Here is a 25,705-nt window from a genome sequence, read left to right on the forward strand (position 1 = left end):
AAAAATCAGTAGAAAAAAAATACCGTTAAGCCGGTATTTCATATCGGTTTTTCTTGCCCTAGCTTTGTGTTAAACCTCATTAACACTTAAAAATATGAATTCCTCAATCCTGAAAAAAGTCCTGACGGAATATAGGCTCCGGCTTTCCGTACTGGGTATTTTTCTGAGCCTAACCTTCTTAGGATCCGGAATGATTTCCTGTTCTAAAGATGATGATACCGCGGGAGATTCTGGCAATTATTATTTCCGGGCAGCCATTGACGGAAGAAAGGTAAATTTTCATAATGCCAAATTCCAGGGCGGAGGAGATGACAACCGTTGGGAACATATTGTTATCGGGGGATATGAGAACTCTTACCCTACAGACGGCAGCCTGCCCTCCCCGTCTCTTGATTTTGAAATATGGAGAATTGGTGGCAATATTAGTGCAGGGACCTACACCACTCCGGCTGAAGAGGGAATGATTGCACGCTATGCCATTCAAACAAAAGAAGAGACTCTTGTATACAGTACATCTTATGGCGATGATGTATTCAGCGTCAACATAGAAACGATAAGCAAAGAGGGTATCAGAGGCACATTATCAGGAAAGTTAAGGTCTATCAATGGTGATGTTGTCAATGTTACTGAAGGATCTTTTAACCTTCCTTACGACACCATGATCAATCCGTAAAACAAATTGCAAAAAATTATGAAAAACACATTTTTAACTCTGATGATAGCGGCCGGTACTGTATTTCCGGTGGCTGTGGCTGCCCAATACAGGGAGCCTGAAAAAAAAGACAAACAGGAAGTTTTCTATCCGCAGGTTTCATTTGATTCCCTTCAGGCTAAGAAGATGCTGGCCAGAGGAAGTGCAACCATTAAAGGAGTAGCATTTACCAAGCAAAAAAATGGATGGGGAATAAAACCACTTCTTGGTGATCGTATCTTAGCCAACCAGATCAGGGTGGTCCTTCTGCCGGTGACCCCGTATTTCAATGCATGGTACCAGCTCAGGAAAGAAAAAGAAAATACAAGGAAAAGACGTTACGTATATCTTTCCAACGATGCCTACCGATACAGGCTGGAAGCGATTACCAACAGCAGCGGGGAATTTACCTTTCCTGAAATGAAGCCTGGAACATATTTTCTTCAGGGTTTCCTGCCCTACACAGAAAATAAGTATTACCATGAATATACAGGAACTGCGTCCGACGGTTATAACCGCACTAATTATTATGATCTTAAACAGTACAGCGTTAACCATGAAGACCGGATCGAGGCCTTCGTTGAGGTTAAGGAAAACGGTGAAATTGTAAAAGTGAAGCTTCATTAAAAAACACATATTCATTACCACCAAATCAATTGATATATGCTACATGCAAAGTTGTCTAACCGTTCTGTCTTCTTGTTACTGATGTTTGCATCGCTGTATTCACAGGCACAACTGGGAACATTATGGCAGAAAGCCAAAGAAAAAACAGAAAAGGCCGTAAATAAAGTGATGCCTAAAAAAAACAGTACCCAGGCGGTAGAAGCTGAAGCATCAGCCCCTTTCATCCCGGGAAATATGCCCCTTTTTTCTGAAGATTTTTCAGGCTATACTGCAGGAGCTACCGTAAGTACCATTAAAAGCAACGGACTGGCTGCGGTAACCGGGCTGAAGGGGCATTCCGGAAAATGGATGCCTATTGAAGACAAAGCTGTCTACAAACTTACCAAAGCAATACCCTATCCGGAACATTTCACGGTCACTTTCGATCTTCTGGCAACGGGTGATCAGATAAAAGATATCGCTCCGCTGTCATTCGGTTTTGCGTCGGACAACAGTACGAAGGAATATACCAGCAATTCCGGAGCCTATGTGGAACTTCAGTATTATGATGCCAATATGGTGAATACAGGAAGCAAAAATCCTGAAAAATTTGCCAACAATACGTTTGACCTTGAACCTTACCTCAATACCGTTATGCATATAAATCTTGAAGTAAACGGCCAAAGGATGATCGTATACCTGGGCAACAGGAAAATTGCTGACGGGATTTTCTTTGCTCCTTCAGCAGGAAAGAACTTTTATATTTCTGCCCCATGGCAGTACAGTAACGGAGCAAAGGTATTTCTGAGCAACATCAAAATAGCCGGATTCAATCAGTAAAAACACAAACCTGGTTGAATGCTAATACATTATACGGACGAAAGTCCACCCCAAAACCAATCATGATGAGATAATTATCGAATCCGTTTTGCTAGTTTTGTAAAACGGATTTTTATATTGATTTTTATGAATAAAATTTTCCAGATAACGGTAGGGGTTCTGATGATGAGCCATATCAGTGCACAAACCACAGTAACCGGAACAAAAGGTTATGATATAGACAGCATCATCACAACGGAAATGAACCGTACCGGCATTGTGGGACTGAGTGCCGCTGTGATCGTTGACAAAAAAGTAGCCTGGAAAAAAGGCTATGGCTTTTCCGACCGGGAAAATCGCATTCCTTTTACGACCAGTACCCTGATGAATATTGCTTCGGTATCGAAGACCATTACAGGAGCCTGCATCATGAAAGCGGTGGAACAGGGAAAAGTTTCGCTGGATGAAGATATCAATACATATTTGCCGTTTAAAATAATCAATCCTTATCATCCCGATTCTAAAATCACCCTGCGGAACTTAGCCACCCATACTTCGGGGCTTGCCGACAGGTATCCATTGTATACAGACAGCCTGTATACCTACGGCAAGGATGCTGAGCTGCCCTTAAGCGATTTCCTGAAAAACTATTTTGTTCCGGGCGGGAAATATTACAGCAGGGAAAACTTCATCGATCATGAACCGGGTACATACCGGGAATACTCCAATATCGGAGCTGGATTGGCCGGTTATATCGTAGAACTGCGGACAGGAATGAAGCTGAATCAATACAGCAGGAAATATATTTTTAAACCGCTGGGAATGGCCCGTACCGGATGGTTTCTTTCGGAGGTTGACCTGAAATCCCATACCAGGCTTTATTCAAAGGACAGCAGTACGATAAAGCAGATTCCTTTATATGGATGCGTTACTTATCCGGACGGCGGCGTAAGGACTTCCGTTGATGATTTATCGCGTTTTTTTATCTTGCTTCTTCAAAACGGTTCTTATAAAGGAAAACAGCTATTCAGGGAAAAGGATATCAGGGAGATGCTCAGGTTTCAGTTTACAGGAGACCATAAGCCGGATAACGTTAACCCGGATAAATTAAATTCAGGTATTTTCTGGGCGACCAAAATGGGCGGAAAACGTATCGGCCATAACGGTTCTGATCCCGGTGTAAGAACTTTTATGCTTTCTGATCTTAACCAGGAAATTGCAGTCATCCTTTTTGCCAATACTTCACTTAGTGAAAAGGAAGAAGACGTTTTTTTCAATCTCTACGACGCGCTTTACGAATTGGGGCTGAAAATTAAAAACAGTGAACACTCTCCAAAAAAGCATCCACGATAATCCTGTTTATAGGGTAATCAAGGCATGGATTCAAGTAAGTTATGAACATTCCGTATCAATCAATCCTATATGATCTATGAAGTCTATTTTTAATGCATTGGCCATCATTTTATTTTTATGGCTGCAATCAGGCTGCCATCCGCAGAAAAATCAAGTTTTTAAACCTTCTGTTATCTACCGTTCTGATCATCTGGTCATCACACAGATATCCAAAAACACTTTTGAGCACACTTCTTTTTTGCAGACCGATGACTTCGGGAATGTACCCTGTAATGGACTTATGGTAAGAAACGGCAAAGAGATCGTTATTTTCGATACGCCTGTCCATGATAAAGATTCTGAAGAACTGATCAGATGGGTTCAGGAGAAGCTTCACTGTTCTATCACTGCCATTGTTCCGACTCATTTCCACAATGACTGCCTAGGAGGGCTTCAGGCATTTCATAATCATAAGATCCCATCTTATGCCTATACGGAAACCATCAGGCTGGCCAGAAAAAATCATTATACAGTCCCGGAGCATGCTTTTTCGGATTCGCTCAGACTTAAGGTGGGACAAGGATATGCTACGGCCAGATTTTTCGGTGAGGGACACACCAGAGACAATGTGGTAGGGTACTTTCCGGAGGAAAATATCATGTTCGGAGGATGCCTGATCAAAGAGATGGATGCCGACAAAGGATATCTGGGAGACTCCAATACCTCCGAATGGTCAGCTACAGTTGAAAAAGTTAAGAAACAATATCCTAACGTAAAAATAGTAATTCCGGGCCATGGAGATTACGGAGACCAAAGACTTCTTGACTATACCATTCTCTTGTTTAAAAATAAATAAGGCTGACCTAGGACTTCTTTTTGTAACATAGAATAAGGCTGTCGTATCCGGACAGCCTTTCAAGGTTAAAAAGTAAGTACCACTTTACCGATATGCTTTCCGTTCCTGAAATATTTCATAGCTTCAGCAATATCTTCGACAGGAAATACCCGGTCTATATAAGGTCTGATGGCATTCACGCCAAATGCACGGATCATATCTTCAAACGATGTTCTGGAACCCACCTGAACCCCATGAATAGTCAGGCTTTTCTGGAGCACCGGAAAAGCAGATAATTCTGCAAACTGACCTCCCAGCAACCCGACTACAGCAATTTTACCATTCAGTTTTACGACTTCAGCAGTTTTATTCAGCTCAGCCCAGGACATCTCTACGGCAACATCTGCACCTTCCCCATCAGTCAGCTCAAGGATCCGATGCTGCCATTCCGGGTACCGCCGGTAGTTGACTGTGATATCTGCACCGAGTTTCCGGGCAACTTCAAGCTTTTCATCTGATCCTGAAGTGATGATTACTTTAGCACCTATCATTTTCGCTATCTGTAAAGCAAAAACAGAAGCCCCGCCGGTTCCCTGTACCAATAAGCTCTGGCCCGGTTTGATGCCGACTGTGTTCACTACAGCTTCCCAGGCAACAAGAGCTGCAATAGGTAGTGTCGATGCTTCTGTGAAGCTCATGTGGTCTGGAATTTTAACCAGAGCCCGCTCACTAAGGCAGATATATTCTGAAAACACGCCATTTACATCCGTTCCCAACCTGCTTTTAAGGTACTCAGCTTTAAGGTCACCATCCTGCCAGTCCTGAATAAAGTGGGTACAGATACGGTCACCTACGGCAAAGTGCTTTACAGAATGTCCAACCTGTACTACCACGCCTGAAGCATCAGACCCCAGAATGTGCGGCAGCGGAGTTCCGAATATCCCTTCCGCAACCATGATATCGAGCTGATTCAGAGAAATGGCATTCACCTTTACCAGCACTTCGTCTGCTCCTACTTCAGGAACAGGATAATCAGTAATTTCGATCTGATCCAATCCATATCCGTTGTTTACTTTAATTGCTCTCATAACGTCTTGTTTTATTGACACAAATTTATTTTATCAGTATATTTGAGTCAAGTATGCACTTTTTGGTATCCTACATACCTAAAGCATACTAATGCTGATTATCAATGAGAAAAATTTACAATGAAAACAAAATTTGCTGATGAGCCGGTGTGCTCTGTAGATTACGCCTTCAAAAGAATCGGTGGGAAATACAAAGGAAGGATCATCTATTACCTTCATCTTAACAACATCATGCGCTACGGTGAACTGCGCAGGATACTTACAGATGTCACTCCAAAAATGCTGACGCAGACATTGCGCGAACTGGAAAATGATATGTTATTATCACGTAAAGTCTACCATGAAGTCCCGCCCAAAGTAGAATACAGCCTTACAGAAACGGGACGTGAACTGATTCCTTTTATTGAACATCTTAAGCAATGGGGAGACCGGCAGATTGAGAAAGAAAAAATGAATGGAATTACATGTCAATAGTTTAATAGCATCATAAATTTAAAACCGTGATTTTTAACATCTTAATAATAACCAAATAAATTTAACTTAAAATTTGTTTTATACTATTGGTCGAAATAAATTTTGTTCATACATTTACATAACTAATTATATAATTAATTATTTTAAAATGGATTTTTTCAATAAAACCGGTAAGATGGCGTTGGGAAGCAGGTTACGCTTACTGACGGCAAAAGTTACGGAGGATTCTTCCAAGATTTATGAACTGTACAAAGTAACATTTTTGCCTAAATGGTTTCCCGTATTTTTTATTCTCTCTGAAGAAGGTCCGAAAACCATTACGGAAATAGCAGAAGAGATCGGACACTCACAACCTTCGGTGACACAGATCATCAAAGAAATGACCAAAGCAGGACTGGTTGAAAACAACCTTCTTTCCACAGACAAACGGCGGAATGTTGCCGGACTTACCGATGAAGGAAAGGCAATTGCCAAACGGATGATCGAAGGCCAATGTGCAGATATAGAAGCCGCAATCAGGCAAATTGAACAGGAAACAGCACACAACCTTTGGGAAGCCATTGCAGAATGGGAACACCTGCTGGAACAGAAACCGCTTTACAAAAGAGTGCAGGAACAGAAAAAGATCCGTGAGAGCCGGGATGTTCAGATTGTACCGTATTCCACACAATACCAGAATGCATTCAGATCGCTGAACGAAGAATGGATATCCAATTATTTTGAAATGGAAGAGGCAGATTATAAGGCTCTGGATCACCCTGAGGAATACATCCTGGACCAGGGAGGGAAAATATTTGTAGCCCTCTACCAGAATGAACCGGTGGGTGTCTGTGCCCTGATTAAGATGGATGATCCTGAATATGATTTTGAAATGGCTAAAATGGCAGTTTCACCCAAAGCCCAGGGTAAAAATATAGGCTATCTGCTAGGGCAAAAAGTCATAGACGCAGCAAGAGCATCGGGTGCATCAAAGATCTACCTGGAAAGCAATACCATCCTGAAACCGGCCATAAGCCTATATTATAAGCTGGGCTTTCAGAAGATTTCCGGAAGGCCTACGCCTTATCAGCGCTGCAACATTCAGATGGAACTGAATCTTAAAGTGTAAGTGCTTTTTCGGAAAGATGCAATAATTGCGTATTGGGATCCAGGTGATTATCAAAGAAAGGAAGATTACTACTCACAACAAATTCTCGATACGCTCCGCTGTGTTCCGAACTCTAACTGACGAAGAATCGATTATATATCGGTAAGTGCAGTACCGTCTGTTCGAGTGTTTTTTGTAGTAAAACGGAGAAAAATGTATCGAGAACCGGTGATGAACATACAAAAGAATACTTCTTTTCAACAAGTTCTCGATACACTCCACTTCGTTCCGCACTCGAACTGACGGAGACGGAAATTAATCTCTGATAAACAATGCGGCCCCGTCTTTTAGAGTGTTTTTCGTAGTGAAACGAAGAAAAATGTATCGAGAACCAGTGATTAACATACAAAAGAATGCCTCTACTCAACAAGTTCTCGATACGCTCTACTTCGTTCCGCACTCAAACTGACGAAGAATCGATTATATATCGGTAAGTGCGGCGCCGTCTGTTCGAGTGTTTTTCGTAGTAAAACGAAGAAAAATGTATCGAGAACCAGTGATTAACATACAAAAGAATACTTCTTTTCAACAAGTTCTCGATACACTCCACTTCGTTCCGCACTCGAACTGACAGAGTTTACTAAAAATATTAAAAGTAAATTGAAAGCCTAAGGCGCAGCATCATACTTTGCGCACCGGTAAAGTAAACCAGAAAGTACTTCCTTTTCCCAGTTCACTGTCGACCCCTATTTGACCATGGTGCTTTTTAATGATTTCGGCACTGATGTACAGCCCGAGCCCAAGCCCTGAATACTGTACTCCGGAATAATCCACACGGTAATAACGGTCAAAAAGATATGGAATTTTGTCAGCCGGGATTCCCGGTCCGAAATCTCTTACGGAGACCTTTACCATGCCGCCTGATTCTTCCACAGAAAGATGGATCTCACGCTGATCAGGCGCATATTTAACGGCATTATTCACAAAGTTGACCACTACCTGATCAATACGCGCTTCATCGGCTTCAATGTACAGGTCTTTATTGCCATGTAAAATCAAACGGTACTTTTCCCTCATACGGATGTGGCTGCAACAGGTTTCAAGCATTTCGTAGAGGTTAAAGGACCTGTAGTTGAGAAATAACTGACCTTCGTTGGTGCGTGTGGTATTAAGGAGGTCATCAATAAGCCCCGTAATTTTCGTTACACTGGCATTGGCCTGATCTACCAGTTTTACAACCATCGGATGAAGCATATTATCACGGTAACGGCTTAGAAGCTGCAGCGAACCTTTCAGGGTGGTAATCGGTGTTTTCAGTTCGTGGCTGGCAATACTCAGGAAATCATCTTTACGCTGCTCTTCCAGTTTTTTCTGGGTGATATCCTGTATGGTACCTGAAAAATTGGCTTTGGTAAAAATGTCCCCGCTATAAAGTTTGCCGGTAGAGCGCACCCAACGGATATTGCCGTCCCTGTACCCTTTAATGGAATACTCCATGTCTATATTACCGCCTGACTTCAATGCTTCGCGCAATTCAGCAGTAACACTTTCCCTGAATTCCGGGGTGATCTGCCCAAGCGCAGCCTCCATTGGCATTTCCTCATCAGAATAAAAGCCGAATATTTCCTTAAGCCTCTCAGATGCCGTAAGGGTATTACTTTCTGCATCAATAAACCAGGTTCCAAGCTCAGAGGACTCAATCGCAAGCCTGAGTTTGGCTTCGGCCTCTTCAACGATTTTCCTTGACCTGACCTTTTCAGTTACGTCCAGTACCGTGGCAAGTACAGCGGTGATCCGCCCGCTGAGATCAGTCATCGGCTGGTAGAAGTAATCTACATATAACACCCGGTCGCCACCGGTCTTCTTATCCTTGAATATCACCTGCTGCTCGCGCTTTTGAAGCATTGATCCTTCTTCAAGCACCTTTTTCCATAGCGATGGGAAAATCTGGTTTTTAAGTTCCGGGAATACTTCAAGCATTGGCCTGTCTAATACTTCCTCCTTATTACGATCCCAGAATTTGAGCAATGCCTGGTTGACGGTGGAAATAACATGGTCTGGGCCTGTTAACACTACTACCGGTGCGTGAAGATTGCTCAGGATATTATTAAGCCTGTTCTCACTGATTTTTAAATCTGTATTTGAAGCCAGCAGAAGTTCCTGGGATTTGTTTAATTCCTCATTTATGGCAAGCAGCTCTTCATTCAGCAGCTGAATTTTATTTCTGGACAGCACCTGTTCTGTCACTATGCCTGCTGTAAGCATGATCCCATTGACTTTCCCGAGCTCATCCTTGAGGGGCTGGTAAACAAAATTACAATAGACTTCCTCGATTTTCCCCTTCTGTTTCAAAAAAGCTTTCACCTCATTACCGTACCAGGCTTTTCCGCTGATATAAACATGATCCAGAATCTGTAGAAACTCCTGCCCGATAAGTTCCGGAACTGCGATATGCAGAGGCAACCCTATAACATCTTCCGATTTGCCCCACACTTCAAGCACTTTTTTATTGGCCGACTCTATGATGAGCTCCCTGCCTTGGAAAACGGCTATGGCAATAGGTGCATCCGATAAAAGGAAACGCAGGCGGCTTTCTGAGTGGGAAAGTGCTGACGTACGCTTGGCTACCCTGGCCTCAAATTCCTGATTTAGAACATTGAGACTTTCCTGAGTAGCATGAAGCTCCTCATTGGTTGCCTGAAGTTCTTCATTGGCTGCCGCAAGCTCCTCATTCAGTGTCTGTTCTATTTCCAGAAGTTCCTCGCGTTTTCTCGCGACCTGAAGTTCTTCCTGATCAAGCACTTCCTGGGTGACATCTTTTGCAGTATGATAAATGGCATACACTGCTCCTTCTTCATTTTTAACAGCAACATAGGAATAATCAAAATAAAACAACTGAAGTTTCCCACCTACCATCAACTCTGCCGGGATGGCTTTTCCAATATTATCAACCCCGGTATTCCATACTTCCTTAAGCATGCCTACGAAAGGCTGATTTGAAATCTCCGGCAATGCTTCGGACAGGGTGAGCCCAACCACAGACCCGGGTTTGCCCCAGGCAGCCAGCATGGCAGGATTGGCCAGTTCAATACGGATTTCCTCACCGGTATAAACCGCTACCGGATGTTCGGCATGAAGGCAGAGAATATTTAAGAGGTCTGTGTTTTCCAGTCTGGTAGGACGATACATAATAGATACGGAGCGTTGGTTAATTCTGAATCTGAACGGCAATTCTGTTGATCAGATCATCAATATCGAAAGGCTTTGAGACAAAATCATCTGCTGAACACAGCTGTTTCATACTTTCGATCCCGGCATTGGCCGTCATAATAATGACCGGGATATGCTTTGATGCATCATTTTTTTTAAGGATATTGCATACTTCAATGCCATTGCCGTCCGGTAACATAACATCAAGCAGGAATAAATCGGGGTTTGCTTCCGAATGTCCGGCCATGAATTCAGATACCGTAGGAAAACCATAAACCTGATAATCCTGCTCCAAAACCATATGGATAAGCTCCAGGATATCTTCACTGTCCTCAAGGACACAAATGTTCTTATTCATTCATTTAACAGTAAACTTTAGCACATTCTAAAGCATTTATATACCTTAGATTCTTAATGTATATAATCAAACAGATACGTGGCTCGGCTTTATCTGACAACTTTTTGTAAGATAACTGCCTGTGAAAATAATGTTGAGAACATAAGCATCACAAGATGATGATGAAATCACTTTCCATATTGATCAAAGCCATATAATGCTTGCCTGCCGATTGATAAGGGATTCCTGAAGGAACCTTATAGCAGCATTTATAACAGATTTCATTTGAAGCAAAATTTATTCCATATAATCAAAAAAAAACAAGGATTATTTAACAAATTTTCACTAAAGTCTACAGATAAGTTTTAAAACATGATCGTAGTATCCTTTATACAATTTTTATCGATTAAAAAACCTCCAAAAATACTTTTCCGTTTTTGTATCGTTTCTTTTGTAAAATAATGATTGTATGACCAAATTGTTCTGAAAATTATGACGATTCCAAAATAATATGAATGACTGAATGTTGATAATGTCAAGATCAAAAGACCTAACTTTCCAATTGGAAAATAAGCATTAACAGTTTCAAATGGTAAGTAAGCTTAGTATTTGTCTGCTAAGGTATTACAAATCCCGACATCTGCTTCTTTGCAAACATTTATCATGTAAAGTGAATACAATCTAAAATATAAACAATTCATTACCAGAAAATTAATTAATCATCAAAGCAATAGCGCTCTGTATATGATCTTGATATAAGCCTATGCGATATTAAAAAAAAGTATTATTTTTGCTTTAAGTACAGGACTGTTTTATAGTATCTTACTCATTAATTTGCCCATTCCACAGTTATAAAATATTAAAAATCAACCACATGAGAAAAATAATTTTACTCTTCATTTTCATCCTCAGTATTCCCGTTTTCTCTCAGATTAAAGTGCTGAAAAATGAGAGCCTGGTAGAAATCGGTAAAGATAATTCTGTGGGCCTATATAAGAAGGGAGATAAATTCACCATCAATTACCAGGACCTGAATACGGCCAATCTCAATACTTTCAGATCTATCTCCTTCCAGAACGTCAACGGCGATGTATCAGGACTGTATAAAATGATTACCGATGGTTTTATCGATACACCTGACGGAAATATTGTCCTGGAAATGCCCAATGATATTATTGAACTGCATTATGAAAAAAATTATGGCCAGCCTACCGTTCAGATCATTCAGTTCATTAATAAAAACAGGAAGTATATGGGAAAATCCCAATTCCTGAACAAAAAACAGATTGATAAAATCTTCGGAAGAACCAACGGTAAATTTACCCTGTATGACAAACCTGCATCCATAAACCAGAATGCAGTACAAAAACAGGTCGGCAATACCTCTCCTGCCACTTCTACAACTCCGGCTAACAGCGTAAAAAACAAAAAATCAAGGAAATAATCGTAATCTGATCATATACTTAAGCTCATTCTTCGCGAATGAGTTTTTTTATTTTATTTTTGCAAAAAGATCTTTTATTCATCATGAGCCTTCAAATACAGCATCTGACCAAAAAATTCGGAGAACAGACCGCTCTCAGCGATATCAACATCTCGATCGGGAATAATGAAATCATCGGGCTTTTGGGCCCTAATGGTGCCGGAAAATCAACTCTTATGAAATCTATTGTAGGTGCGCTGAAAATAGATGAAGGTGAAATCATTTTCAATGGAAAGAACATTACCGAACATGAAATAGAAAGTAAAAAAAGCATCGGGTTCCTTCCTGAAAACAATCCGCTGTACCTTGAAATGTATGTGAAGGAATACCTGCAGTTTATTGCCAATATCCACCAGATTCCTGATCAAAGGATTGAAGATGTCATTGAACTTGTGGGCATCACACCTGAAAGATCAAAAAAAATCGGGCAACTTTCAAAAGGATACAAACAAAGGGTGGGCCTTGCCCAGGCCATTATCCATCAGCCGGACCTGCTGATCCTCGATGAACCTACCAATGGCCTTGATCCCAATCAGATTATTGAAATCAGGAATGTCATCCGGGAAATAGGACGGGAAAAGACGGTGCTCCTTTCCACGCATATCATGCAGGAGGTAGAAGCTCTGTGTTCCCGGGTAATCCTTATCCATAAAGGGCACATCCTCCAGGACTGCCCGATCGATGAATTCAAAGGAAGGTTTGAAAGCCTTGAAGAGGCCTTTACCAGCTATACCCAAGACGCAACTGCCGGCTAATGGCTTTATATTTGATCGGGATAAGAAGAATAACCCATCAAATACACACCAATGATCAAAACAGTTTTGGCAGCCATCTGCCTGACAGCAGCTTCTTCAGTATCCTATGCGAATAGCCATGCTACTGATGCCGTTCAGAAGGAATACGTACAGAAAGTCCCGAAAACAGTTATTATCAAAACCAAAAAATTCAAGATAAGGATTGACCAGCAGCCTAACGAGCAATATCTGTATCAATCCTGGTCTGCTAAAGGCAAGCTTACCTCGAAGCCAAGCATGATCATCAGCAATGGCGAAATAATCCCGGACGGAACCGGAGGAAACTATTATTATGAATTTCAGAATGAAGGCTATACCTACCAGATCTGGAGGAATTACCTGACCGATTCTGTAAAAAAACCTCCCTATACCCTAAAGGTTATAGATCCGCAAGGCCATATAGTGGCCAGCTAGAATGGTTACACCGTTAAAAGTTAGTATAATATCCTCCGGTTCTTCTGTTGAGCCGGAGTTTTTTATGCAATTCCTGATGAAGGCAAAGCCGCAAAAAACCGGCTCATTTCAAAACTTTCTCCGGCTGCATGATAGCCAATATTGAATATCTGCTCCAGACGTTCCTTTCTCCTTTCAAATGTACCGTATGTAGACAGTTCCTGTGAGGAGATAAACCAATCGCAATGGTCAAATTTAATTTTCTCAATCCGGTAGGACAACAGGTCATAGGATCTTGATACAATGGCTTTGATGGATTTAAGATCATCAATTTTAATATCGTGGGGAGGGGAAACAAAGACCCCGATCAGTTTGTCACAGTCTGCGCGGATGATGTCAGCAGGAAAATTGTTTAGTACTCCGCCATCACAGTACATTTCATCATTAATGATATAAGGGGTCGTAATTCCAGGAATGGAACAGGAGGCGATAATGGCGTCTACTACCCTGAAGTTTTGATCGAAAACTTTTTCTGTCCCTTTAATGAGTTCTGTTGCCACGATCTTTACTTCCTTATTCAGGTCTCCCAGCTTCATATCCCCAAAAATGGGGTTAAGGTAATTCCTGAAAATTACGGATGAGACCAGTCCTGGCTGGTTGAATGCAAAATGTTTCCAGTTAAAAAAGTATACGGATTTGAAAAACTCAAGAATTTCTTCCGGCGTCTTGCCTACCGCATGCAGGCAGCCAACAATAGAACCGGCACTGCAGCAGGAAAGGATATCTATTTCTATGTTTTTCTCGCGTAAGAATTTCAGAACTCCTGCATGGGCAATTCCTTTGGTACCTCCGCCGGATAAAACAAGTCCGGTTTTTTCAAAATTCATGGTATAAATGTATGAAAACATCCCTGGATACGGGGTTTAAGGTTTCTAAATTTATGTTAAAAGTTTATGACTGTCTGTTCGAGTGTACCATGAAATGTAGCGTGTGGAGAACTTAGTGTAAGTGATAACGTTCTTTTGTTTGTTAATCATCAGTTCTCGATACATTTTTCTTCGTTTTGCTGCGAAAAACACTCGAACTGACTGGGGCTGCAATTATTGTCAGACAATCGATTCGCCGTCTGTTCGAGTGCGAAATGAAATGGAGCGTATCGAGAAACTAGTGTAAGCGGTAACCTTCTTTTGTTTGATAATCACTGGTTCTCGATACATTTTTCTTCGTTTCACTACGAAAAAACACTCGAACTGACGTGACCGCACTGTTTGTCAGACATTGATTCTGCGTTTTGTGCATACCAACAAAAAAGCCCGGAAAAATCCGGGCTTTATATGTAATATTAAGTATATAAGCTTAAATATGGATCACCTCCCCGTAAGCAGCAGCAGCAGCTTCCATGATCGCTTCGGAAACCGTTGGGTGCGGGTGGATGGATTTGATGATTTCATGTCCTGTAGTCTCCAGTTTTCTGGCTACTACAGCTTCTGCTACCATATCGGTAACACCGTCACCAATCATATGGCAACCCAACCATTCTCCGTATTTGGCATCAAAAATCACTTTGATGAATCCATCGGTATTTCCGTTAGCCGTTGCTTTTCCGCTGGCAGAAAGCGGGAATTTCCCTACTTTGATTTCATATCCCTTTTCTTTAGCCTGTTTTTCAGTAAGCCCTACAGAAGCTACTTCCGGATGGCAATATGTACATCCAGGAATATTGCCGTAGTCGATTTTCTCTACGTGCATTCCCTTGATCTTTTCCACACAGGTAATTCCTTCTGCGGACGCTACGTGCGCCAGAGCCTGGGTAGGGATAATATCTCCAATCGCATAATATCCTGGTACTGAAGTTTCATACCATTCGTTCACCAATACTCTTCCTTTATCTGTCTGGATGCCGACATCTTCAAGACCGATATTCTCGATATTCGCAGCAATTCCTACTGCAGACAATAAGATATCCGCTTCAAGAGTGATGTTTCCTTTGGCTGTTTTTACAGTAGCTTTTACGCCTTCTCCGCTTGTATCCACACTTTCTACAGATGCATTGGTCATGATCTCTATTCCGGTCTTTTTAAGCGATTTCTCTAAATGTTTAGAGATCTCCTCATCTTCTACAGGAACGATATTCGGCATGAATTCAACAACAGTTACTTTAGTTCCCATCGTATTATAGAAATCAGCAAACTCCACCCCGATGGCTCCGGAACCTACCACGATCATAGATTTCGGTTGCTCAGGTAAAGACAATGCCTGTCTGTATCCGATTACTTTTTTACCGTCCTGAGGCAGGTTCGGCAATTCTCTGGAACGGGCTCCTGTCGCGATGATGATATGGGTACCGGTATATTCGGTTACCTTACCTTCTTGATCCGTTACAGAAACTTTTTTGCCTTTCTGAACTTTTGCAGTTCCCAGAATGACATCGATCTTATTTTTCTTCATCAGGAATTCAATCCCTTTGCTCATTTTGTTGGCTACGCCACGGCTTCTCTGAATAACGTTCGGGAATTCAAAGCTGCCTTCCACCTTATTCAGTCCGTAATCTTCAGCATGATTGATGTAATGAAATACCTGAGCGGATTTCAGCAAAGCCTTAGTAGGAATACATCCCCAGTTCAGGCAGATCCCTCCCAGGTTTTCTTTTTCAATGATCGCAGTTTTGAAACCCAGCTGTGCTGCTCTGATCGCTGTAACGTATCCACCAGGACCACTTCCGATGACAATAATATCGTAGTTCATTAGTATAAAATTTTTATGCGAATTTAAGGAAAAAATATCGGATAAGAAACGAAAAAGCAACCTGTAAGGCTGCTTCTGTATTTTTAAATTATTTTTTGCTGTAGGATACCCGCCAGACAATTCCGCCTACGTCATCCGCTACCAGTAAAGATCCGTCGGCGAGCTGCAAAACCCCTACAGGACGGCCATATACATCCCCTTTTTCTTTATCTGCAATAAATCCCGATAAAAATGGTTCATAAGTTCCTGAAGCTTTTCCATTGGCAAACGGAACAAATGCGACCTGATACCCTACCAACGAAGAGCGGTTCCAGGAACCATGCTGTCCGATGAATGCCCCATTCTTATATTTTTGCGGAAACTGTGCTCCTTTATAAAAGTCCAGTCCCAGCGATGCCGTATGGGAACCGAGGGGTACATCAGGAACGATGGTCTTAGCAACCAGGTCAGGCCGTTCTCCTTTTCTTCGGGGATCTTCATGCTTTCCGAAATAAGCATACGGCCAGCCGTAAAATGCACCTTTCTTCACACTGGTCAGGTAATCCGGAACCAGTTCGTCCCCCAGCTCATCCCGTTCATTCACTACGGTCCACAACGCTCCGGTGACCGGATTCCAACTCATTCCAACCGGATTCCTAAGTCCCGAAGCAAATATAATCTCTCCGCTTCCATCAGGATTTATTTCCAGTATATTGGCTCTTCTTACTTCATTTTCCATTCCGTTTTCCCCTACATTACTGCCGGAACCTACGGAAACATATATTTTCGACTGGTCTTTATTCGCAATTAAATTTCTTGTCCAGTGATTGTTGTAGCCTCCAGCCGGAAGGTTAAGCATTTTCTTTCCGGGACCTGATATTTTCAGGTCTCCCTGCTTATAGGGGTATACCCATAGTCCATCTGTATTGGCCACATAGAACTGATCTTTGATGATCAGCATTCCGTAAGGCTGGTTCAGGTTGTCAATAAAAACGGAGGATGTTTCCGGAATGCCATCTTTATTAGCATCCCTGTATACCAATATCCTGTTGGCCGATTTACCGCCTACTTCCGCATTGCTCTTTCCGCTGATATCGTTTTTAACTTTTTCGGTAGCGGAACGCTCAGAATTGGAAAGCACTACGAAGACATCGCCATTGGGCGCCTGGATCATATTCCGGGGACTCTTGATATCTTCTGCAAAGCGGGTAACGGTGAATCCTTCAGGAGCTGTAGGAGCCTTTCCTGCCGGCCAGCCGATCACATTGCTGAACTTATTCTTAGCGCCTTTCTCATCCGGAGCCGGAAGTTTTAAGGTATCGGTCTGTGTAGCCACTTCACTTTTGGTTGTAACATCCTGCTTTTTCTGGTCTTTACAGCTTGCAAGAATTACAATAACAGAAGGTAGAATGTATTTTCTCATAGATGCATAATTTTGATTTATGGATAAAATACAGTATTATATTTTATTTCGTTATCTATGTTGCAAAAATCATTCCCTGTTTTGAGCAAAATAATGAAAAACAGAGAAGTAAAAAAGGGAATAAAGAAAGAATATGAAAAAGGAAAAAGATATAGCTAAGAAAGGATTGACCAATATAAAATAAAAATTCTCTTTCTAAGGCAACGTAAATTGATCCATTCACCATTCATTCTTTGATATATCATTCGATAACTGCATGTACGATACTTTTCCTGTTCCAGGTGTATGAAATATGGACTTTCCCGTCAGAAGCCTGGATAACGGAGGGGTAAGAATATTCATCGCCATCCTTGCCATTTTCCAGGACCAGGACATCTTTCCATTGTTTACCGTCTTTCGAAATGGCTGCGTTGAGCTTTGTACGTCCTTCCCACCAGTTTTTCCCGCTGATTTCAGGATTATATACCATAAGCAGCCAGTTATTCTTCAGACGGATGGCATCGGTGCCTGAATTAGGATTGGCAAGGTTCGTTTCTTCCCAAAGAGTCCACTGCTTTCCATGGTCATGGGAAAATGAAGTCATCACCTTGTTCTGTTGGCTCCGTGCCAGGAGCTGAAGCACACCGTTTTTGTGCTCAATGATGCTGGGCTGTATCACCTGTACATCTTTTTGCTGATAGTTAACTGGAATAACTTTCCAGGTCTTTCCACGGTCAGTACTCCATTCCAGGTGGACTTTCCAGTTTTTTTCCGTGAATTCCTTGCTGGAAGGTGAAACAAGATCTCCGTTCCGAAGCATCAGCGGACGGTTTTTTACAGGTCCTATAAGGCTTTTCAGTTCTTCAGGCTGTGACCAATTTTTACCGCCATCAGCGGAAGTTTTTAACCAGCAGCTCCATTCCCTCGGATTGGGACCTGCTTTATAAAACATAAATACCGAATCTGTTTTCGGAAGGGTATATAAAACCGGGTTCCATGCAGGGTAGTCAGTATTTCCGGATCCTTTTCCATCTGCAACGGCTTTGGGAACAGACCAGTTCTGATGATTCCATTCAGACAGCCATATTTTTACCGAACGGTCACCTTCATGTTCACCACCGAACCATGAACAAATAATATTACCGTTTTCTGTTTCAGTTAATGTGGACGCATGGCACTGCCGGAATCCTGCTGTGTTTTCCGTAAATATTTTTTCCCTGGATACCAGGACAGGCTGGTAATTTTTACAGGAAATCAACAAAATACATCCTAAAAATGAAATGAAAGTCCTCATCAGTTGGTTACAGTAATGTTTTGTTTCAGCGGCAGGTTTTTGGACGAATTTCCTACCATAATCCGATACGTCCCTTTCTCCACGGTCCAGTTCATCTTTTCATCAAGGAACTGAAGCTGCTGCACAGGAAGCTCTATCGTTACCTGTTTGGATTCTCCGGGTTGTAAATAGACTTTCTGAAAGCCCTTCAGCTCAATAACGGGTCTTGAAACCGAAGCCAGAAGGTCTTTAACATACAGCTGCACAACTTCGCTGCCGGCTTTTAGTCCCGTATTTTTTACCGTCACCTGCGCCTTTATGGTTTCAGCCGGAGAATAATCTGACCGGTTGAGTTTCAGGTCTGAGATCTCAAATGTTGTATAGCTTAGTCCGAAACCGAACGGATACAAGGGTTCTCCGCTCAGGTCATAGTAATCGTTTCCTCTACCGGTGGGATGATGGTTATAGCTTAGCGGGAGCTGGCCTTCTTCCACCGGAAAGGTCAGCGGAAGCTTACCAGAAGGATTTTCCGCTCCGAAAAGGACTTTGGCAACTGCATTTCCACCTTCTTCACCGGGATACCATACATCTAAAATAGCTCCTGCCTTATCTTTCCAGGAGGTTGTCTTAATGGCTGAACCTCCCACTAATATTACGGTTACCGGCTTATTCAGCTTGGAAACTTCACTGATGAATGCTTCCTGGTTGCCTGGCAGGCTCAGTGACGAACGATCCTGGAATTCCCCTTCATGAATGCCTGCCGCAATAATGATGTAATCTGCATTCTGAGCCATCCTCAGAGCATCATTGAAATCTTTCTGATAGTCTTTAAGTCCGTAATTCCAGACCAGTTCTATATTCGCTTCTCCTCGGTCTTCACGGAATTCAACCGTCAGATCATACTTTTGGCCTTTTACGAAATCAATTTCAACGGTTTTGATGGAATAGCTTAGCTTTTCCCATTGATCGATCATCAGCTTTCCGTTAAGGTACATCCTGAAACCGTCGTTTCCACGAAGACCTACAAGGTATTTACCGGTTGCCGGTGCTTCGAGCTGTCCTTTCCAGCGTACGCTGTATTGGTCAGGCTGAAGCTTTTCGGGATTTGGGGAATAGAGGGTCCATTTGAAATTCAGCTGCTGGTCCAGCCTCTCGAAAGCAGGACCACCGCTCAGATTCGTATCTGCAAAATAACTTCCTTTTAATCCTTTCAGGGTATTAACGGATAAGAATTCTGCCGGAACGGTAGTCAGGGTTTTGACATCCCAATCAATTCCTCTGGAATAATCGATTGTAATATTTTTGTTTGCCGTAAATTTTTTAATGCCGTTCAGGATGCTTGTTTTTCTGTTTCCGGGACCTGAATACCCGCCCAGCCTTGCATCTTCTGCATCGGCACCGACGATCAGGATGTGTTTGACCGTTTCCGGAACAGGAAGCGTATGATTGTTATTCTGCAGCAGGACAAAAGATTCCATCGCCGCTTTTTCAGCAACAGGCTTATGATCGAGTAATTTCAGCTGCCTGATCTCTTTATCGGATACATACGGATTTTCAAATAATCCGAGTTCGAATTTGGCTCTCAAAACCCGTGAAACGGCATCATCGATCCGTTGCTGACTGATCCTTCCGTCCAGAAACGGCGGAATGAAGAGTTTGTAATGCTGGTACTCCGCCTGGAAGATTACATCCAGTCCGGCATTCATCGCCTGTGCAGAGGCATCATCATAATCTTTGGCTGTAAAATGCAGGACATTAGCTCCTCCAACCGCACTGGCATCGCTGATCACAAATCCTTTAAAGTTCCATTCCTTTTTCAGTTTTTGTGTCAGCAGCCACTCATTTGCCGTGGAAGGCCTTCCGTCCAGGAGATTATATGCGGTCATCACCGAACGGCTTCCTCCTTTGCTGAAAGCCTGATGAAAAGGAACCAGATGGGTTTCTTCCAGGTACCTTTTACTCCAATGGATGGGGTAAGAATCCCCTTCCTCCCTCACCTACATTGGCTAAAAAATGCTTTGGAGTCGTAATGATCCCGGCCTGTTCAAAAGGAGTGACAAAACTTACTCCCATCACCGAAGTGAGAAACGGATCTTCTCCATAGGTCTCTTCAGTCCTTCCCCATCGGACGTCACTGGCTAAGTTCACCACCGGGGTCAGGATCTGGCGAATTCCCCTCAACCGGGATTCCTGAGCAATAGCTGAAGCCACTTCCTTCATCAATTCCGGATTAAAGGAGGCAGAAAGGGCGATCGCCTGCGGAAAAGCTGTGGCTCCTTCCCTGACCAGTCCGTGTAAAGCTTCATCAAAAGGAATAACAGGAATGCCCAGCCTTGATTTTTCTATAAAATATTTCTGAATCGCATTGATTTTGGCCGCCAGGCGTTCCGCATTCTCATCGGCATTGTATTTCAGCATCTGCCCGGCAGCACCGCCACCAATGTTGGCAGCACTTACCTGCAATCCGAAAATGCCGTGGCTATACTGGTCTTCAGGAACATGGTCCAGATCTCCGGGAATCATGAAACACTGCCAGAACTTCTCCTCCGGTGTCATCCGGCTCAACAGGTCTTTGACCCTGGTTTCCACCGGCTGCTTAGGATCTTTGTATAAAGGCTTCTGCCCCTGGGCCAATACGGTCTGAAAGAGGATCAAAACTCCTGTTACTTTAAAACGGAACCTCTTCATGATTCTGTCATTTGAATTACGGTTGAATAGGTAAATTTTGCATCTTTAGGAACCGTCACTTCCACTTGGTTTCCGGACTGTCTCCACCTGATTTTTGAGGAGGTTCCCAATATTTTCAGTTTTTTGGGCTTGTATAGCTCAGGAAGGGTAAAACTGATGGTTGAGGGAGCTTTATAATCCGACGATTCATCGATATGGAAGACATTCACTGTTTTGCCATCTTTGCTCCGCGTATAATACACCTGTCCATCATGGTATGGTGCAATGCTTCTGGTAGCGAATACGGCCGATTGGTTCACGTCCATCCATCCGGCAATTTCCTTCAGCCTTTCATATACCACCGGATCATAATCCCCGTTGGGACCGGGAGCAATATTCATCAGGTAATTCCCTCCCCTGGAGATGATTTTAATGAGGGTTTCAATGATTTTCTGCGAAGATTTATAACGGTCGTTCGGAACATAGGAAAAGGAATCGCCCATCGTGATGCAGCTTTCCCACGGAATAGAAAGGGCATGTTCCGGGACAGCCTGTTCGGGTGTCACATAGTTTTCCCATTTTCCTGGAACAGTCCGGTCTACGATGATGATTCCCGGCTGGTTCCTGCGTGCCATGGTTCCTATTTTATCCATATCAATGTCCTGCTCTACTTTGATGGTACGCTGCCATTCCACTTTAGGATCTATGGTATTGAAAGGTCGTACCCAGCCTCCGTCCAGCCACAGGATATCTATCTTCCCATATTTTGAAGTGATCTCATTCAGCTGATTGAACGTAAACTTTTTGAAGTTTTCCCAGCGTTCTGGATATTTTTTAGGGTCGTAATTCACGTTCCTGTCTTTAGGCGGGAAATACGGCCACCAGTAATCATCGGAATGCCAGTCGGGTTTAGAGAAGTAGGCCCCGATCTTAAATCCGTCCGCCCTGAATGTATTGAAGATTTCTTTGGTTACATCCGCTTTCGGGTTTTTGGAAAACAGGGTTTTCGGGGAAGTAATTTTGTAATCGGATTCCTCAGTATCAAACATCGCAAAGCCGTCATGATGCTTGGTGGTAAATACCACATACTTCATTCCTGCCTTTTTCGCTGCATCTGCCCATTTCTTCGGGTTAAACTGAACCGGATTAAAGGTGGCCTGGAGATGCTCATAATTCGCCACATATTCATTGTAGGTTGCTCCATGTTCCGGTTTGCGCTGCGTCCAAGACTCATCTTCGGGACAAAGGCTCCAGCTTTCAACGATCCCCCACTGACTGTAGGTTCCCCAATGCATGAACAGTCCGAACTTCAGGTCCTGCCACTGTTCCAGGTTCTGCACCACTAACGGATCATCCGGTTTCTGATACCCTTCAGACACGTTATGCGCCTGAGAAAAAAGGGCCGAAGAGCCCATCAACAAAGAAAAAAACAAGGCTGCCGTTTTGCACTTCCCGATCATACACAATACTTTCCGCTAAAGTAATCATCTTGCGATAATCTCACAACTGTAGGGATTGGAATGTGGTGGCGAGCTGGAATTGTTTAATCATTTTTCTTTCTTGAAGTTTTTAGGATTCGACTAATACATTGATATATTCTCAAACAAATCTATTTAATCAAATCCTTCAAAGCCATCTCCATATCCGGATAAGCAAAACTGAACCCACTCTGCAACAGCTTTTCAGGGTATACATTTCGGCTTTTCAGCAGAAGTTCCGTTTCAGTCTGTAAAAAGAAGGAAGCGATTTTCAGTTGCCATACTGCAGCATTTAGTCCGAAAGGTATTTTCATCCGATTTCTGAGTTTGTCCATCATTTCAGCATTCGTCAGGGGCAGCGGTGCAGTAACATTGATGGCGCCTGACATCTCCTCATGATCAATGATCCATTCCACCGCCCTACAGAAATCATCAATATGGATCCAGCTTACCTTCTGCCTACCGCTACCCTGCTTTCCGCCCAGGAACAGTTTTGTAACAGTTTTCAGTTTCGGAAACGCGCCTCCGCTGTTGCCCATCACAATGGAAGTCCTCAAAGCCGCTTTCCTGGTGGCCTGATTTTCAGCATTGAAAAATTCAGCTTCCCAGCTTTTACAGATGTTCATGGAAAAATCATCCCCGATTACACCGTTTGATTCCGTATTCAGGTGCTGCTCGGCATGGGCATAAATGGTTGCAGAAGCTGCGTTCAGCCATATTTTAGGCTGATGGACGCATTGATCGACAGCTTCCTGTAAAATCCTTGTGCTCTCAATCCTGGAAGCGTAGATTTCCTGCCTGTTCTTTTCGTTATACCGACAGTCGACAGATTTTCCGGTAAGGTTGATCAGTACATCCGCACCATCAAGGTAATTTTTCCAATCTCCAAGGGTGCGGGCATCCCAATAGATTTCATGTTCCTGTGCAGGTTTACGGGTCAAAATGAGTACATTATGCCCTTTTGATGCAAAGAACTTTTTTAAGCTGTCTCCGAGAAATCCGGTTCCGCCGGCAATGATAATTTTCATAATGTATTATATTGTATTAATGTACAATGTATTAATGTATAGGGTAGGTTCAATTGGTGGGTTTGATCAAAGGTAAAGAATGGATCAATGCTGTTGATCTTATTAGGGATCTATTCATTAATGCCCCATGATTAATCAAGCCGGATCCGCTAGGCGACATATTTTTTGATCTTTACTTCCACCGGCGAGCCTTCTGCCAGCATAACGGAAACAGGCTGCTGCTCATTCAGGCAGGCAAAATCGGTTCCGTACATCTTTTGGAAATCAAGGTCAAGCTGATGGTCTTTAACCTTGTACCAGTCCCATTTCGGATGGCATACTTCATATTCCGAAGTCCTGTTTTTCATCTTCGTAAAACCCGTAGTAATGTTCTGTGATAAATTCAAATTCCGAGTCTGATTCCATGGGCAATACCCTGTTTTCTGCAATCACTTCCATCGAATGCCAGCTTCTGTACTTCCATGAGTACCGAACCTGCAGTTCATCTCCATTAGCCTTCATTGCGTTGTTCATGGGCAGCGTCTGATAATGTTCTTTATATACGGAATTGGCGACCAGGCTTAAAGCAGGCTTCGGCACAATCTCTTTGATGAACACTACCCCCCTCTTCCAATCGCTGCCTTCTTTTTTCTTTACATAGAACCGGAGGTTGACCTCTTCAAAGTTGCGGTGGAAAGGAACAGACACTCCAAGCAGCCTGGTATTCAAAAACATAAATCCAACGAGGCTAACGTAACATGTACCCTGATAAAAATCCAGATCAGTACCTTCCGGCAGATACGGGATTAAAATTTCTGGATCGATTTCGTAATTAAAGATAACTAATTTGCGCCATTCGGCTTTGAGGAAATTCATATGTTGAGTATTAATGTATAATGTATTAATTTATAGTGTTTAATATGAATCTATAATCTATAATCTATAATCTATAATCTATAATCTATAATCTATAATCTATAATCTATAATCTATAATCTATAATCTATAATCTATAATCTATAATCTATAATCTATAATCTATAATAAACTACCCTTCATGAGTTTTCAGGATGCTTTCGGCGAATTGTTTCAGGTGACGATTCCTCTCCAGCAGAATATTTCTCATATAACGGGTCAGATAAAGTGCGTTAAAGGCCTTGCCGATTATTCCGAAAGGGGATTCAAAATCAAAAATATCGGTCATTACTGTTGCTTTTCCTTCAGATCTGAATATATGCTGGTGGTGCATAGACCGGAAAACACCCTGAATCATGATATCGGTAAATTCATATGGTCTGTCCATACTGATGATTTTTGAAGTGAGTGTCTGCTGTATGCCCAGATGCCGTGCTTTCCAGGTAACCGTCTCACCGGTTTCAATCAGTCCTGTTGTCCGGCCGGCAATGGCTATTTCTTCCGTATCTGACATTGAGTTTCGGTGAACATCAACATTCCTTGCCAGATCAAATACGGTAAGGATATCGGCATTGATCTTTGTTTTGAGGATAATTGCAGGCATAGCTTTTAGTTATGGTTACGCTTCAACATTTCAGTTTCCTTTACCTTTCGGTAATCCCGGTAGCAAATCAGGTAATAAGCGATGGCTAGAACCGGTGTACCGAATATACCGAACGCAAACATACCAAACATAAAACCGGTTATTGAATCCTGAAGTTTTAAACTGCAGGCAATGATGAGGATCAGGAACAACAGCATAAAAACCATGCTGATGCCGTAATAGATTTTGAAGGCAGGACGCCGAACATATTGCTTATTAAAAAATCTTTTGGCGGAGCTGATTATGTGCTCAAGGGCAATCAGGAAGTACACCATCACCGATGCGGCTGAATGTAATACGGCGATATCTATGACGAGGATAGCAATAAAAGCCAGGATAAGGTACGACTGGATATTGAAATCCAAAACAATAAACTTTTTCATAGCGGCATGTTTTTAACGTTGCTTTTAATACCGGCAGGGATTTAAAAATTCAGGAAATCCCCGC

25 protein-coding genes are annotated in these 25,705 nt (G+C 42.5%); 10 read left to right on the forward strand and 15 right to left on the reverse strand.

Annotation, left to right across the window (positions count from 1 at the left end; all coding sequences use genetic code 11):
- Nucleotides 1–94 precede the first annotated feature (94 nt).
- The 5 genes from QE404_RS09250 to bla all read left to right on the forward strand — a co-directional run bounded on the left by QE404_RS09250 (nt 95) and on the right by bla (nt 4,304).
- On the forward strand, nt 95–673 hold the full coding sequence (locus tag QE404_RS09250) for a hypothetical protein (RefSeq protein WP_307449680.1): 579 nt from the start codon (nt 95–97) through the stop codon (nt 671–673).
- Between the two features lie 18 nt (nt 674–691).
- Nucleotides 692–1,318, forward strand: a complete 627-nt coding sequence (locus QE404_RS09255) for a carboxypeptidase-like regulatory domain-containing protein (RefSeq protein WP_307449683.1) — start codon at nt 692–694, stop codon at nt 1,316–1,318.
- 36 nt (nt 1,319–1,354) lie between these two features.
- The gene (locus QE404_RS09260; RefSeq protein ID WP_307449686.1) at nt 1,355–2,137 is read left to right on the forward strand and encodes a hypothetical protein; all 783 of its coding nucleotides are present in this window, start codon (nt 1,355–1,357) and stop codon (nt 2,135–2,137) included.
- Between the two features lie 126 nt (nt 2,138–2,263).
- Nucleotides 2,264–3,469: a serine hydrolase domain-containing protein gene (locus QE404_RS09265; RefSeq protein WP_307449689.1), complete on the forward strand. Its 1,206-nt coding sequence runs from the start codon at nt 2,264–2,266 to the stop codon at nt 3,467–3,469.
- A gap of 76 nt (nt 3,470–3,545) precedes the next feature.
- The gene (gene bla, locus QE404_RS09270) at nt 3,546–4,304 is read left to right on the forward strand and encodes a subclass B1 metallo-beta-lactamase (protein ID WP_307449691.1); all 759 of its coding nucleotides are present in this window, start codon (nt 3,546–3,548) and stop codon (nt 4,302–4,304) included.
- A 65-nt stretch (nt 4,305–4,369) separates the two neighbouring features.
- Here bla and QE404_RS09275 read toward each other — a convergent pair whose 3' ends face one another.
- Nucleotides 4,370–5,371 (reverse strand): zinc-dependent alcohol dehydrogenase family protein, encoded by a 1,002-nt coding sequence (locus QE404_RS09275; protein ID WP_307449694.1) that lies wholly within the window; start codon nt 5,369–5,371, stop codon nt 4,370–4,372.
- 120 nt (nt 5,372–5,491) lie between these two features.
- Between QE404_RS09275 and QE404_RS09280 the strand changes: the two genes are divergently transcribed.
- Together QE404_RS09280 and QE404_RS09285 are read left to right on the forward strand one after the other, a co-directional pair.
- A complete protein-coding gene (locus QE404_RS09280) occupies nt 5,492–5,845 on the forward strand; it encodes a winged helix-turn-helix transcriptional regulator (protein WP_307449696.1) in 354 nt (117 codons plus the stop codon).
- A gap of 148 nt (nt 5,846–5,993) precedes the next feature.
- Nucleotides 5,994–6,953, forward strand: coding sequence for a bifunctional helix-turn-helix transcriptional regulator/GNAT family N-acetyltransferase (locus QE404_RS09285; RefSeq protein ID WP_307449698.1), 960 nt, complete (start codon nt 5,994–5,996; stop codon nt 6,951–6,953).
- Between the two features lie 660 nt (nt 6,954–7,613).
- Here QE404_RS09285 and QE404_RS09290 read toward each other — a convergent pair.
- Both QE404_RS09290 and QE404_RS09295 read right to left on the reverse strand, forming a co-directional pair.
- Entirely contained in the window at nt 7,614–10,121 is a 2,508-nt protein-coding gene (locus QE404_RS09290; protein ID WP_307449701.1) for a PAS domain-containing sensor histidine kinase, read from the reverse strand.
- A gap of 19 nt (nt 10,122–10,140) precedes the next feature.
- Entirely contained in the window at nt 10,141–10,500 is a 360-nt protein-coding gene (locus QE404_RS09295) for a response regulator transcription factor (RefSeq protein WP_307449704.1), read from the reverse strand.
- 853 nt (nt 10,501–11,353) lie between these two features.
- On the opposite strand from QE404_RS09295, the gene QE404_RS09300 reads away from it, so the two are divergent.
- From QE404_RS09300 to QE404_RS09310, 3 genes are all read left to right on the forward strand, one after another.
- A complete protein-coding gene (locus tag QE404_RS09300) occupies nt 11,354–11,923 on the forward strand; it encodes a hypothetical protein (protein WP_307449706.1) in 570 nt (189 codons plus the stop codon).
- Between the two features lie 83 nt (nt 11,924–12,006).
- Nucleotides 12,007–12,717: an ABC transporter ATP-binding protein gene (locus QE404_RS09305; RefSeq protein ID WP_307449709.1), complete on the forward strand. Its 711-nt coding sequence runs from the start codon at nt 12,007–12,009 to the stop codon at nt 12,715–12,717.
- A 51-nt stretch (nt 12,718–12,768) separates the two neighbouring features.
- The gene (locus QE404_RS09310; RefSeq protein WP_307449712.1) at nt 12,769–13,170 is read left to right on the forward strand and encodes a hypothetical protein; all 402 of its coding nucleotides are present in this window, start codon (nt 12,769–12,771) and stop codon (nt 13,168–13,170) included.
- Nucleotides 13,171–13,232: 62 nt separating this feature from the next.
- On the opposite strand, the gene QE404_RS09315 is transcribed toward QE404_RS09310, so the two are convergent.
- From QE404_RS09315 to QE404_RS09370, 12 genes are all read right to left on the reverse strand, one after another.
- Nucleotides 13,233–14,036: a patatin-like phospholipase family protein gene (locus QE404_RS09315; protein WP_307449715.1), complete on the reverse strand. Its 804-nt coding sequence runs from the start codon at nt 14,034–14,036 to the stop codon at nt 13,233–13,235.
- A gap of 469 nt (nt 14,037–14,505) precedes the next feature.
- On the reverse strand, nt 14,506–15,894 hold the full coding sequence (gene lpdA, locus QE404_RS09320) for a dihydrolipoyl dehydrogenase (protein ID WP_307449717.1): 1,389 nt from the start codon (nt 15,892–15,894) through the stop codon (nt 14,506–14,508).
- Between the two features lie 88 nt (nt 15,895–15,982).
- Nucleotides 15,983–17,296 (reverse strand): PQQ-dependent sugar dehydrogenase, encoded by a 1,314-nt coding sequence (locus tag QE404_RS09325; protein ID WP_307449721.1) that lies wholly within the window; start codon nt 17,294–17,296, stop codon nt 15,983–15,985.
- A gap of 241 nt (nt 17,297–17,537) precedes the next feature.
- Entirely contained in the window at nt 17,538–18,569 is a 1,032-nt protein-coding gene (locus tag QE404_RS09330; protein WP_307449724.1) for a sialidase family protein, read from the reverse strand.
- Nucleotides 18,569–20,545: a glycoside hydrolase family 3 C-terminal domain-containing protein gene (locus tag QE404_RS09335; protein WP_307453837.1), complete on the reverse strand. Its 1,977-nt coding sequence runs from the start codon at nt 20,543–20,545 to the stop codon at nt 18,569–18,571. Before QE404_RS09335 ends, QE404_RS09330 begins: the two co-directional genes overlap by 1 nt.
- Complete coding sequence (locus QE404_RS09340; RefSeq protein WP_307453839.1) at nt 20,505–21,236, reverse strand: glycoside hydrolase family 3 N-terminal domain-containing protein; 732 nt, start codon at nt 21,234–21,236, stop codon at nt 20,505–20,507. The genes QE404_RS09335 and QE404_RS09340 overlap by 41 nt, the downstream gene beginning before the upstream one ends.
- A complete protein-coding gene (locus QE404_RS09345) occupies nt 21,233–22,675 on the reverse strand; it encodes an alpha-L-fucosidase (protein WP_307449729.1) in 1,443 nt (480 codons plus the stop codon). The genes QE404_RS09340 and QE404_RS09345 overlap by 4 nt, the downstream gene beginning before the upstream one ends.
- Before the next feature lie 149 nt (nt 22,676–22,824).
- Entirely contained in the window at nt 22,825–23,721 is an 897-nt protein-coding gene (locus QE404_RS09350) for a TIGR01777 family oxidoreductase (RefSeq protein WP_307449734.1), read from the reverse strand.
- Nucleotides 23,722–23,870: 149 nt separating this feature from the next.
- Complete coding sequence (locus tag QE404_RS09355; protein ID WP_307449736.1) at nt 23,871–24,068, reverse strand: hypothetical protein; 198 nt, start codon at nt 24,066–24,068, stop codon at nt 23,871–23,873.
- Complete coding sequence (locus QE404_RS09360) at nt 24,043–24,576, reverse strand: YqjF family protein (protein WP_307449742.1); 534 nt, start codon at nt 24,574–24,576, stop codon at nt 24,043–24,045. The genes QE404_RS09355 and QE404_RS09360 overlap by 26 nt, the downstream gene beginning before the upstream one ends.
- A 172-nt stretch (nt 24,577–24,748) precedes the next feature.
- Nucleotides 24,749–25,219 (reverse strand): SRPBCC family protein, encoded by a 471-nt coding sequence (locus tag QE404_RS09365; RefSeq protein WP_307449745.1) that lies wholly within the window; start codon nt 25,217–25,219, stop codon nt 24,749–24,751.
- A 5-nt stretch (nt 25,220–25,224) separates the two neighbouring features.
- Nucleotides 25,225–25,641 carry a hypothetical protein gene (locus QE404_RS09370; protein ID WP_307449748.1) on the reverse strand — a complete coding sequence of 139 codons (417 nt, stop codon included), beginning with the start codon at nt 25,639–25,641 and terminating at the stop codon, nt 25,225–25,227.
- Nucleotides 25,642–25,705 lie beyond the last annotated feature (64 nt).

It is taken from the genome of Chryseobacterium camelliae, assembly GCF_030818575.1.
GTDB lineage: Bacteria > Bacteroidota > Bacteroidia > Flavobacteriales > Weeksellaceae > Chryseobacterium > Chryseobacterium camelliae_A.

Coding starts and splice junctions, on each gene's coding strand:
- QE404_RS09250 (WP_307449680.1), top strand. CDS start 95: ATGAATTCCTCAATCCTGAAAAAAGTCCTGACGGAATATAGGCTCCGG.
- QE404_RS09255 (WP_307449683.1), top strand. CDS start 692: ATGAAAAACACATTTTTAACTCTGATGATAGCGGCCGGTACTGTATTT.
- QE404_RS09260 (WP_307449686.1), top strand. CDS start 1,355: ATGCTACATGCAAAGTTGTCTAACCGTTCTGTCTTCTTGTTACTGATG.
- QE404_RS09265 (WP_307449689.1), top strand. CDS start 2,264: ATGAATAAAATTTTCCAGATAACGGTAGGGGTTCTGATGATGAGCCAT.
- bla (WP_307449691.1), top strand. CDS start 3,546: ATGAAGTCTATTTTTAATGCATTGGCCATCATTTTATTTTTATGGCTG.
- QE404_RS09275 (WP_307449694.1), bottom strand. CDS start 5,371: ATGAGAGCAATTAAAGTAAACAACGGATATGGATTGGATCAGATCGAA.
- QE404_RS09280 (WP_307449696.1), top strand. CDS start 5,492: ATGAAAACAAAATTTGCTGATGAGCCGGTGTGCTCTGTAGATTACGCC.
- QE404_RS09285 (WP_307449698.1), top strand. CDS start 5,994: ATGGATTTTTTCAATAAAACCGGTAAGATGGCGTTGGGAAGCAGGTTA.
- QE404_RS09290 (WP_307449701.1), bottom strand. CDS start 10,121: ATGTATCGTCCTACCAGACTGGAAAACACAGACCTCTTAAATATTCTC.
- QE404_RS09295 (WP_307449704.1), bottom strand. CDS start 10,500: ATGAATAAGAACATTTGTGTCCTTGAGGACAGTGAAGATATCCTGGAG.
- QE404_RS09300 (WP_307449706.1), top strand. CDS start 11,354: ATGAGAAAAATAATTTTACTCTTCATTTTCATCCTCAGTATTCCCGTT.
- QE404_RS09305 (WP_307449709.1), top strand. CDS start 12,007: ATGAGCCTTCAAATACAGCATCTGACCAAAAAATTCGGAGAACAGACC.
- QE404_RS09310 (WP_307449712.1), top strand. CDS start 12,769: ATGATCAAAACAGTTTTGGCAGCCATCTGCCTGACAGCAGCTTCTTCA.
- QE404_RS09315 (WP_307449715.1), bottom strand. CDS start 14,036: ATGAATTTTGAAAAAACCGGACTTGTTTTATCCGGCGGAGGTACCAAA.
- lpdA (WP_307449717.1), bottom strand. CDS start 15,894: ATGAACTACGATATTATTGTCATCGGAAGTGGTCCTGGTGGATACGTT.
- QE404_RS09325 (WP_307449721.1), bottom strand. CDS start 17,296: ATGAGAAAATACATTCTACCTTCTGTTATTGTAATTCTTGCAAGCTGT.
- QE404_RS09330 (WP_307449724.1), bottom strand. CDS start 18,569: ATGAGGACTTTCATTTCATTTTTAGGATGTATTTTGTTGATTTCCTGT.
- QE404_RS09340 (WP_307453839.1), bottom strand. CDS start 21,236: ATGAAGAGGTTCCGTTTTAAAGTAACAGGAGTTTTGATCCTCTTTCAG.
- QE404_RS09345 (WP_307449729.1), bottom strand. CDS start 22,675: ATGATCGGGAAGTGCAAAACGGCAGCCTTGTTTTTTTCTTTGTTGATG.
- QE404_RS09350 (WP_307449734.1), bottom strand. CDS start 23,721: ATGAAAATTATCATTGCCGGCGGAACCGGATTTCTCGGAGACAGCTTA.
- QE404_RS09355 (WP_307449736.1), bottom strand. CDS start 24,068: ATGAAAAACAGGACTTCGGAATATGAAGTATGCCATCCGAAATGGGAC.
- QE404_RS09360 (WP_307449742.1), bottom strand. CDS start 24,576: ATGAATTTCCTCAAAGCCGAATGGCGCAAATTAGTTATCTTTAATTAC.
- QE404_RS09365 (WP_307449745.1), bottom strand. CDS start 25,219: ATGCCTGCAATTATCCTCAAAACAAAGATCAATGCCGATATCCTTACC.
- QE404_RS09370 (WP_307449748.1), bottom strand. CDS start 25,641: ATGAAAAAGTTTATTGTTTTGGATTTCAATATCCAGTCGTACCTTATC.